This is a genomic window from Crenothrix sp., assembly GCF_043729335.1.
GTDB lineage: Bacteria > Pseudomonadota > Gammaproteobacteria > Methylococcales > Methylomonadaceae > Crenothrix.
The window spans coordinates 1-9,575 of sequence record NZ_JAYTLQ010000052.1 but is presented as its reverse complement, the minus strand read 5'-3'; the positions used below and the strand labels follow the sequence as shown (position 1 = coordinate 9,575).

The 9,575-nt window shown below is 44.5% G+C and carries 9 protein-coding genes; 5 read left to right on the top strand and 4 right to left on the bottom strand.

Annotated features, from left to right (window positions below):
* Window positions 1-317: 317 nt before the first annotated feature.
* Window positions 318-668: a type II toxin-antitoxin system Phd/YefM family antitoxin gene (locus tag ACHZC4_RS11620; protein WP_394754017.1), complete on the top strand. Its 351-nt coding sequence runs from the start codon at window positions 318-320 to the stop codon at window positions 666-668.
* Entirely contained in the window at window positions 668-1,216 is a 549-nt protein-coding gene (locus ACHZC4_RS11615) for a hypothetical protein (RefSeq protein WP_394754016.1), read from the top strand. The genes ACHZC4_RS11620 and ACHZC4_RS11615 overlap by 1 nt, the downstream gene beginning before the upstream one ends.
* 91 nt (window positions 1,217-1,307) lie before the next feature.
* Here the strand turns inward: ACHZC4_RS11615 and ACHZC4_RS11610 are convergent, their stop codons facing one another.
* The 3 genes from ACHZC4_RS11610 to ACHZC4_RS11600 are packed head-to-tail and all read right to left on the bottom strand — an operon-like array spanning window position 1,308 to window position 6,042.
* Entirely contained in the window at window positions 1,308-2,243 is a 936-nt protein-coding gene (locus tag ACHZC4_RS11610; RefSeq protein WP_394754018.1) for a putative bifunctional diguanylate cyclase/phosphodiesterase, read from the bottom strand.
* Window positions 2,180-3,541: a diguanylate cyclase domain-containing protein gene (locus ACHZC4_RS11605; RefSeq protein ID WP_394754015.1), complete on the bottom strand. Its 1,362-nt coding sequence runs from the start codon at window positions 3,539-3,541 to the stop codon at window positions 2,180-2,182. The genes ACHZC4_RS11610 and ACHZC4_RS11605 overlap by 64 nt, the downstream gene beginning before the upstream one ends.
* A complete protein-coding gene (locus ACHZC4_RS11600) occupies window positions 3,538-6,042 on the bottom strand; it encodes a chemotaxis protein CheB (RefSeq protein WP_394754014.1) in 2,505 nt (834 codons plus the stop codon). Before ACHZC4_RS11600 ends, ACHZC4_RS11605 begins: the two co-directional genes overlap by 4 nt.
* A gap of 642 nt (window positions 6,043-6,684) precedes the next feature.
* On the opposite strand from ACHZC4_RS11600, the gene ACHZC4_RS11595 reads away from it, so the two are divergent.
* The 3 genes from ACHZC4_RS11595 (at window position 6,685) to ACHZC4_RS11585 (ending at window position 8,902) form a co-directional block, all read left to right on the top strand.
* Window positions 6,685-7,296, top strand: coding sequence for a DUF3782 domain-containing protein (locus ACHZC4_RS11595; protein WP_394754013.1), 612 nt, complete (start codon window positions 6,685-6,687; stop codon window positions 7,294-7,296).
* Window positions 7,297-7,397: 101 nt separating this feature from the next.
* Window positions 7,398-8,273 carry an exosortase/archaeosortase family protein gene (locus ACHZC4_RS11590; protein ID WP_394754012.1) on the top strand — a complete coding sequence of 292 codons (876 nt, stop codon included), beginning with the start codon at window positions 7,398-7,400 and terminating at the stop codon, window positions 8,271-8,273.
* Complete coding sequence (locus ACHZC4_RS11585) at window positions 8,270-8,902, top strand: hypothetical protein (RefSeq protein ID WP_394754011.1); 633 nt, start codon at window positions 8,270-8,272, stop codon at window positions 8,900-8,902. The genes ACHZC4_RS11590 and ACHZC4_RS11585 overlap by 4 nt, the downstream gene beginning before the upstream one ends.
* 111 nt (window positions 8,903-9,013) lie before the next feature.
* Here the strand turns inward: ACHZC4_RS11585 and ACHZC4_RS11580 are convergent, their stop codons facing one another.
* Window positions 9,014-9,403: a DUF427 domain-containing protein gene (locus ACHZC4_RS11580; protein WP_394754010.1), complete on the bottom strand. Its 390-nt coding sequence runs from the start codon at window positions 9,401-9,403 to the stop codon at window positions 9,014-9,016.
* Between the last annotated feature and the right edge of the window lie 172 nt (window positions 9,404-9,575).

Below are 9,575 nucleotides of genomic sequence, written 5' to 3'. Positions count from 1 at the left end.
ACGGGACACTCAATAAGGCACACCGTTCGGCCTGAGCTTGTCGAAGGGTGTGCGGTGTGCCGCTCATGGTTCGACAAGCTCACCACGAACGGCACACCTTCACCTGTTCCGACTTAAGTTGGAAGCCAAACTTTCGCATCACCGCGCAAACACCCTGCAACGGTTTCTTGCCGTTTGCCACGAGAGGGTCGCAATAAGCCTTGAAAAGTGACTCCAGTATCTTTTAAATTATATTGTCTATTTTTTTTAAAAAAATGCAATTTATTTAATTAATAGCCTACAATAGACAATTATAAAATTAATTGGGGAGGCTAACCATGAGAACCTTTACCGCTACCCAGGCAAAACAAAACTTTGGTGAACTTATCGACGCTGCAAGGGCAGAAGATGTCACGATAATAAAAAATGGAAGGCCATTTGTTATTGTGTCAAACGCCCTGAAAGAACCTGAACTTCCAGATATTTGGGCGGGCAAACGAAAAATTATCGAAAGCTATTTTGAAGGCAAAATTAGCAGAACTATTGCCTTGAAGAAGGGTGGCTACAATGTGTATCGGGAGCTACTGCAAGACGCTAAATATCTCTCAATCCCCATGCCTCGCTTAACAGACAACGACATCAAAACAATGTCTAACAACATGTCTGCCATTTTAGACAGGGATGCCTAGTGATCAAGCTTGTTATTGCCGATTCAGGCCCGCTCATATCCCTTTCGATGGCCGATGCATTGGACTTGTTGCTTAAATTCAAGCCCAGTGTGCAGGTGGTTTTGACAGATATTGTTTATCACGAAGTCACTGCCGAAAGAGATCGGTACCCAGACGCCCAAAAAACATACCAGTTTCTTTCCAAAAATGCCGGCCACATTACCATCCAGGATACCAGCTATGGACAAGCCGTGTTATACCGGGTGCGGGCAGATTCAGGCTACAAGCTTCCGCCAGACGCAGGCGAGATGTCTATCGCGAGCTTTGACGCCTACCAAGCCGAAGCAACGATTATTCTGTTCGAAGACAAGTGGTTCCTAGAGCCGGGACGATTCAAATCAAGCACGAACCTCGTCTCAACATTCGCCTTCGTTGAAAATGTCTTCAGCAGAGACTTGATCGACAAAAAAAGGTATTTGGAAATTATTGGCGTGCTAAACACGACTAAAAGAAGCGCCCTGAATCTTGCACCCACTGAAGACTGGCGGGATTCCCTGCCAAGGCGATAATAGAAATTCGCCTTGGCCGGATATGGCGTATTCGTCTGACCATAAGCATTCGTTGCATCGTTCCCACGCTCTGGCCTGGGAACTATAGGATTTACAACAGTATCGCCTCAAACTCCTCCAGTGGCACTGGCTTACTGAATAAATAACCTTGGTACAGTGAACAGCCATGTTGTTTCAGAAAATCACGTTGTGCTTTTGTTTCTACACCTTCCGCGATAACTTCCATATCCAGGCTATTGGCCATGCTGATGATGGTTTGTACCATCACCGCATCGGTCTGTTTTATGCCGAGATTTCTAACGAAGCTCTGGTCAATCTTGAGCTGTTCGAACGGTAATTGCGTCAGGTAAGACAATGACGAATAGCCTGTCCCAAAGTCATCCAAAGAGAAGCTTACGCCCAGCGCCTTGAGTTTCTGCATTTTAATAATCGTGTCATCAATGTCGTTAATGACGACGCCTTCGGTGAGTTCCAGTTTAAGGCGAGTAGGATCAATGGCGGTTTTTTCCAGAACGGCGCAGACTTGTTCCACGAAATTGGGTTGATGGAACTGATTGGCACTTACATTGACCGCCAATTGCAATGGCTGCATGTGCGGCATATTTTCCCAGATTTTGAGTTGAGCACAGGCGGCTTCAAGTACCCATTGCCCAATCGGTAAGATCAATCCGGATTCTTCTGCCAGCGCGATAAAATCCAGTGGCGAAATCAATCCACGTTTTGGGTGTTGAAAGCGTAGCAGCGCTTCGGCGCCCATAATCTGATGATCATGGTTAATTTGCATCTGGTAGTACAGTTCAAAATAGTCCTTTTCCAAGGCAAGGCGCAAATCCAGCTTTAGGGTGGATCTTTCAGTTAACAACGTCTGCATCGCCTCATCAAAAAAACACAGGGCATTGCGGCCTTTGTGCTTGGCCTGATACAAAGCAATATCGATGTGTTTTAACAGGTCATCTTCGGTCACTAAGTGCTCAACAAACAGGCTGGCACCAATGCTTGAGGTACAACGGTAATCGTAACCCTCCAGCAGATAAGGCTTATTAAGGGCAGCGAGTATTTTTGACCGGCAATTTCCGCATGGATAGTGGCTTCTTCATAATCTTCACCCAGGTCTTCCAGCATTACAATAAACTCATCACCGCCCAGCCGCGCGGCGGTATCATTTTCGCGGACAATGCTTAATAGCCGTTGGGCGACTTGCTGCAATAACAAATCGCCCATGTTATGGCCGAGCGTATCATTGAGGGTTTTGAAATGGTCCAGATCAATAGACAGTAATGCACCGTGTTGCTTGCTGCGCATACTGGCAGCCAGCGCCAGATGTAATCTGTTTTTGAGTAAGCGCCGGTTAGGTAAATTAGTCAGGGAATCATAAAACGCCAGTTGTTCAATACGTTTGGATGCTGTCTTTTGTTCGGTGATGTCGGTCATGGTGGCAATATAATGTCGCACTGTGCAGTCGTCGCCATGGACTGCGGTAATGGTGATCCAGGCAGGGAATATCTCGCCATTTTTGCGCTGGTTCCATATTTCACCGTGCCAGGTTCCGGTACTAATAAGACTTTCCCACACAGCCACATAAAAGTCTGCATGATGATACCCTGACTGGAGCAGGCTAGGCGTTTGCCCTATGGCTTCTTCTGCGCTGTAGCCGGTGATTTTGGTAAAAGCGCGATTTACTTTTAAAATTGAACTGTTGGTATCGGAAATATATACGCCTGCATGTGATTCAAAGGCGGTCGCTGCGATGCGAAGCTCAGCCTGGCTCTGCTTGAGTGGGCTAATATCGGTAAGCGCGAGCCTTAGCACAGGAGATGTATTTTTGCTTTCTCTGCGCAGACAATCAAAATGGGCATGGAACGGTGATGTACTGTTACGCTTTAATAACAAGTCGAAATGTTGGTTTTCCTGTGCGCTATGTCTCATCATGCCTTGAAACAAACGATACCAGGCGACTTGATCTTGCTCGGCAACAAAGCGTGCAAAGTGCCGATTGATCAGTTTCTTGCGCTCTACGCCCAGTAAGGTCGCACCGGCGAGATTAATTTCAATGATGATACCTTCCAGGGTCAAGGTCAGATAACCGATAGGCGCAAACTCGTACAAATCAATATAACGATCCCGCGATTCTTCCAGGGCAGTGTAGGCCTGACGCAATTCCTCGTTTTGCATTTCCAGCTCAATCTGATGCACTTGCAGTTCGTGCACAAGGTGTTCTGTTTCCAGCTTTGTCGGTTCTATTACTGGAAAAAGCGTAAGGCTTAGCTCCGCCTGGCTACGCAATAAGCGATAATGTTGGTAATGCTTGTTGTGATTAGCGCTCATATATTTACTTCTATTAACAATAATATGTGTTCTGATTGACCGGTTTGATCGACAATACGCCTAGCATTGAGCAGCATTTTGCGGTGGCCAATAACCGGAAAATTATGCTCTATGGCGTATTTTTCAAAAGATTCATCGCGCGGCAGGCTATTTTCAAGCAGTTCGCGTAAGGCTGGAATATCCCATTGATTATTGCCAAGATTATAAATTTTGTGCCCGAGCGTATCGGTAGCCGTTACTTGAAAATATCGGTAGAAGGCAGGGTTGGCAGAAATAACCTGTAAAGTGCCATTCAGTATCAATAGCGGTTCCGGTAGGGTATCAATGATGTTCTCGGCTATTTTTTGTGCCAGTTGCATAGCCATTTGTGTTTCTTTAAGCTTGCTGATGTCGGTGAAGGTGAACACCACACCTTTAATCATATTATCCAGCGTGCGGTAAGGTTGAATGCGTGCCAGATACCAGAGATTGTTAACGGTGTGTATCTCTTGCTCAAATGACACCATCGATTCAAGCACTTCCTGCGCTTTGGTTAACAGATTTTCCTCCGCAAAATTGGACTTAATGTCGCGTAAAGGACGGGTTACGTCCGAAGCTATCAGTGGATAGAGCTGGATAGCTTCACGCGTGAAGCGGCGAATAGTTAACTGTTCATCAAGGAAAATGATGCCGATATTGGTATTGTCGAACAGATTCTTCATGTCATTTTGTATATCAATCAGTTGCTCAATTCTGCACTTTAGTTCTGAATTAACGGTGCTGAGTTCTTCATTGACCGATTGCAATTCCTCCCTGGATGTTTCCAGCTCTTGATTGGTTGTCTGAAATTCCTCATTGCTACATTGCAGTTCTTCAATGGAGCGCTGGTAGCCTTCTTTCATGACGGCAATCTGCTGTTGCAATTCTTCAATATGTTCCCGCTTGGCAACATATTTAAGCTTTTGAGTGATAACGGGGTTGGCGTTATGCTGAGTTAATTCAGCAAAGTTGGCTTCGGTGCTGGGCTTCATGGTGTCTATTGGCTTTATAGTGTTTCTGGATGCCTCAATCATTGGATTGGCCACCACTGCGGGCATAGTTGTTAGCGCATGGCTGGCGCTATACAGTTTCCATTTGCGATCAAGCACTGAGAACAAATCCGTATGATTGCCAATGCTTTCAGAAGGCGACAGGAATAAAACCCCGTTGGGCTTAAGGGCATTGTGAAACCTCAGTATTAGCCTATTTTGTAATTCCGGCTCCAGATAGATCATTAGATTACGGCAGCACAACAGATCAAGTTTGCTGAAAGGCGGGTTTTTAATAATGTTATGGACGGCGAAGACTATCATTTCGCGGATTTCTTTTTTTATCCGATAGCCGGTGTCTTCTTTAATAAAAAAACGCTGTAGCCGTTCGGCAGGCACATCTTGAATGATATTAAGCGGATAAAAACCCGCACGCGCAGTGGCGATCACATTTTCAGCCAGATCGGTGCTGTAAATTTGCACTTTAAAGGTCTGGTGAGTCTTCTCCATCAGCTCAGATAACAGGATGGCAATAGAATAAGCTTCTTCGCCCGTGGCACAACCGGCTATCCAAACTCGGAACACATAGTCATCGGTTTTATCTTTGCACAGTGCCGGCAGAAATTCTTTTTCCAGCACAGTAAACGCTTCGGTATCGCGAAAAAATTGGGTGATATTGATTAACAAATCATTAAACAGCAGTTGCATTTCCGCTGGGGTTTCTTTGAGATAACGGGCATAGACATCCGTGCCTTCGATAAGATGTTGCGCCATGCGGCGTTCGATACGATGAATCAGGGCGCTCTTTTTGTAGAGCGAAAAATCGTGGCCGGTGCTGGTGCGTAATTGCATCAAGATACGATTTATTCCATTGACCGTTTTGGGTGCAATAGGTGTTTCAGCGTAATCGACAAAGCTTTGAGCTATGAGCAGCAGTGCTTCTGGCATTTTATCGACAGCCAAAATCTGACTCACATAACCGGCTTGTATGGCGCTAGATGGCATTCCGTTATATTTGGCGGTGTCAGGTTCTTGTGCCAGTGTAACGCCGCCGGTTTCGTGGATGGCGCGTAAACCCAATGTGCCGTCAGTACCGGTACCGGAAAGAATAATGCCGATGGCATTTTCTTGCTGGTCTTGCGCCAATGAACGCATAAATAAATCAATTGGCATACGCCGTCCGCGTGGCTGATCTGGAAGCGCCAGTTGCAAGATGCCTTGTAAAATAGTCATCTCACGGTTGGGTGGAATGATATAGACATGGTTAGGCTCAACCGGAATTTGATCCAATGCTTCCGCCACCGGCATAGGCGTAGTGCGCTGTAGTATTTCTGTCAATAAACTGGCATGGTCAGGTGCCAGATGCGGTATCAGCACAAAGGCCATGCCCGTCTCGTTGGGTACATGGCGAAAAAATTGCTCGAAAGCTTCTAAACCGCCCGCAGAAGCACCTATAGCAACGATATTGAAACTGATGATCGGAGTTTCTGCCATTAGCGTAGGCGATAATATAAGTATGGCATTGCTGGTTTTTTGTTTTTCATTATTTTTTACAGTAGTTCTTATTATTATGACAAATAGCGTATTTATTATTAATTATTTACACAGGACTGGCTCGCTATTTTTATCAAAATTGTAAAGAGTTTATAGTAAGATTGTAACTTAAGTGTTTTTAAATTCATACGCTTAAAATAATTTTTCATTTGTCAGTTATGCTTACACTAACAGCTATTATTGGCCGCTGCCGTATCAGAAAATCTATTAAAATAAACAAAATGACGCTAGCGTAATGAAGAAACCTAGCGTGAGGTTATGTTAAAAAGCTGTGTTTAGGCCTTTATCCTAACTTTTTTGTTCATGCTTTTGCGTGTTTAAACTCTATTAAGCCGAGCAATGCTTTTCTAATCACTTAAAAAAATGGGCTATCCATTTAAGCAGGGGCAAAAGGTAGGTTGGTGGTGACGTTAGGAACTCCAACAACTACGGTGCATTCAATGTTGGGGTTCGTTACCTCGCCACCAACCTACATCAGTACCTTTTGTTCCACCTTAAGTTGATAGCCAAAAAATGAAATTAGGCGGTTTTTGGGCAACAGGTATAATTAAATAAAACATAGAATCTCAAAGGAGTTTTGCCATGCAATCCGATACCTCTCCAGCACCTACGCTGGATGACATCTTGCGTTTATTTCAGGAAACCGATCGCAAGTTTCAGGATACCGACCGTAAGTTTCAGGAAACTGAACGCCGATTCCAGGAAACTGAACGAATTATCAAAGAAAGCCAAAGGGAAACTGCACGCGAGATCAAAGCGGTTAACGCTAGCGTAGGGCGCTTAAGCAATCGCCTGGGTGAATTTGTAGAAGAAGCGGTGCGCCCTTCTGCGGTGCGTTTATTTCGGGAGTGCGGTATTGATGTCCATGAGGTTTACCAGAATATTAATGTTAAACGCGACGGTGAAGGTTTGGAGCTGGATTTGCTGGTGGTGAATGAAAAAGATGCGGTTGCCATTGAATGCAAAAGTAATTTAAGCACGGATGATGTCAATGAACATTTAATTCGGCTGGATAAAATCAAGCGATTGATGCCGCGATATAAAGATAATCGTATTTTAGGTGCGGTCGCTGGCATGATTATTCCCGATAATGTAGCCACGTATGCCATACGCAAAGGCTTGTATGTGATTGGGCAAAATGGCGATCATTTAGAGTTGCGCAATGAATCGATATTTGTGCCCAAAGTTTGGTAATCTGGCCAAGCGCGACAAACGCCACGAAGTTTTATCGATCTGTTCTATACTTTGCCTACTAGAGCATCTTTAAAAACTTTCCCACAAATATCCCTTTTAAAATGAATAGCCCCACTTTACACCCTACGGAAGTAGCCCTAACAAAACAGTCACACTGGATGCTATGGTTGCTTGCCGTACAATGTGCTGTTTTATTTGCGCCAACCTTCTTGTGGCTTTGGGAACGCTGGACCATGAGTGTGTGGCAAAATGGCCACGGTATTTTGGTGGCAGGCCTGGTTATTTATCTGGTTAGAAACGAATTGCTTAAGCTAAAGGCATTGCCGATTGAATCTAATGGCTGGGGCTTTGTGATATTAATTCCTGCCTTAATACTGCACATGCTGGATACCGGCATCCATTCGCAGCTGCTATCCGGTATCGCCTTAGTCTTTTCGTTACCGGGTTTTTCGCTGCTGTTTTTAGGATCATTGCGCACCAAAGCCATTTTATTTCCGCTGGCTACCTTGTTATTAACGTTGCCCATCCCGTTAGTGTTTACTGAATCCATACATTTGGCACTGCGCCATATTGCTACAAAAAGTGCGGCTTTCTTGCTGAAGTTAATCGGAGTTCCGGTATTTTCGAGTGATACCTTACTGGAAGTTGAAGGGGGCTCGTTAATGGTTGCCGATGCCTGTAGCGGCTTTGCAACGCTATACGCAGCCATGACGATCGCTATTCTGACCGCTTATTTTTGCACCAGTGCCAGCCGCAGAATACTACTGATACTCATTGCTGCACCCCTTGCGATTGCTGTTAACATTGTAAGGGTTGTGGTGCTGGCTTTGCTGGTTAACTGGTTTGGACTGGATATATTGGCTACTTCCGCACATGAAATTTCAGGTTTATTGACGTTCATGATTGCCTTGCCGATTATTTTTTATTTGGGGCAAGAGCCGGTTGTTAAGTTAGATCAAGTGGAGCTGAAAGAATGATAGCTTCACGTTACGCTACGCCAGTTGCAGTGTTGTTATCTTTGGCACTTATCCCCACGGTGATTCACAGTTATCTTAAGTTAGCCGTTGACAATAGTGCGAGCACTAAAGCCATTCGTGCCGATTTGGGCGAGTTTATCTCAGTACCGACGCGCCGAAACCTTAATTGGGGCACACATACGTTTGGTTGCACGGATTGGTTTGAAAGAACTTATAAGGATAAACAAGGTAACACGGCGCGATTATTTGTGGGTCGCGCTTACGATCATAAACGGCTTTATCATCATCCTGAGCTGGCGTTGTCTTATGCGGGGGATTTACGCGCGAACGGGAAAATTCTTTTATCTGCTTCACAAAGCGTACCGCTAAATTTACTACACCACAACACGCGTTCCAATATTGCCGCGTACGCGTTATTTTTTAATGGCCAATTTATTGATGATCCCGTTGCTCATCAGATAAAAAATTCAATGAGTTTGTTGGTTAGCCCAGAAAAACCAATGACTTTGTTTTATATTTCAGAGGATAATTTGGAAAATCAAACTGTATTTGAAAAAACGCTATCTGCTAAGGTTTTGAAGGAAGCGATTAAAAGCTTTTTGGCGCAGCAGCCGGTTAATGCCAGTTAATGTCCGGCACGATACCTAGTTTCCAGCGTTAATATGTCGCCGAAAAAAAATAGATTCGGGGCCTAAAAACAGAAAAGCCCAAAAACATTGATTCGAAAAACATCAGACTTATTAAGTCTTGGTTTCTTGTCCGATGTGGAAACCTCTGATTTTATCACTATAAAAAGCAATCCGGTCTTTCAGATCAAGATGCTCATCATAAGGATGTTCGTAAGTCCAGGCTGCATCTTCTACTACTTGATCGCTAAGTTTAAGATGATAATAATGTGCCGTGCCTTTAAAGACACAGACTGTTGTGGTCGGCGACCGTTCCAGTTTACCCATTTGAACGTTACTGCGAGGAAAATAATAGCGCGGTGGATGCTGGTCTTCATTAACTTTAATTACATCATTAGAGGCTGCAAGAATCTCACCGTTGATGTTAGCTTGAACATGCTGATTAATATGTTGTTCTTGGACTTCATGGTCAGGCCATTTTTGGTGTCCGGGTGATTTGTTCATAGTTACCTCCTGTGGCAGTCGCGCTACATTATGTTTCGGATTGAGTTTTTCTAATAATCGGTCATTGTAGGGGCTAGTACTCAGTCAATCTTACATTGTCGAGTAATATAAAATACTCCGTTCGTCCTGAGCTTGTCGAAGGACTTGTGGTTCATGGTTCGACAAGCTCACC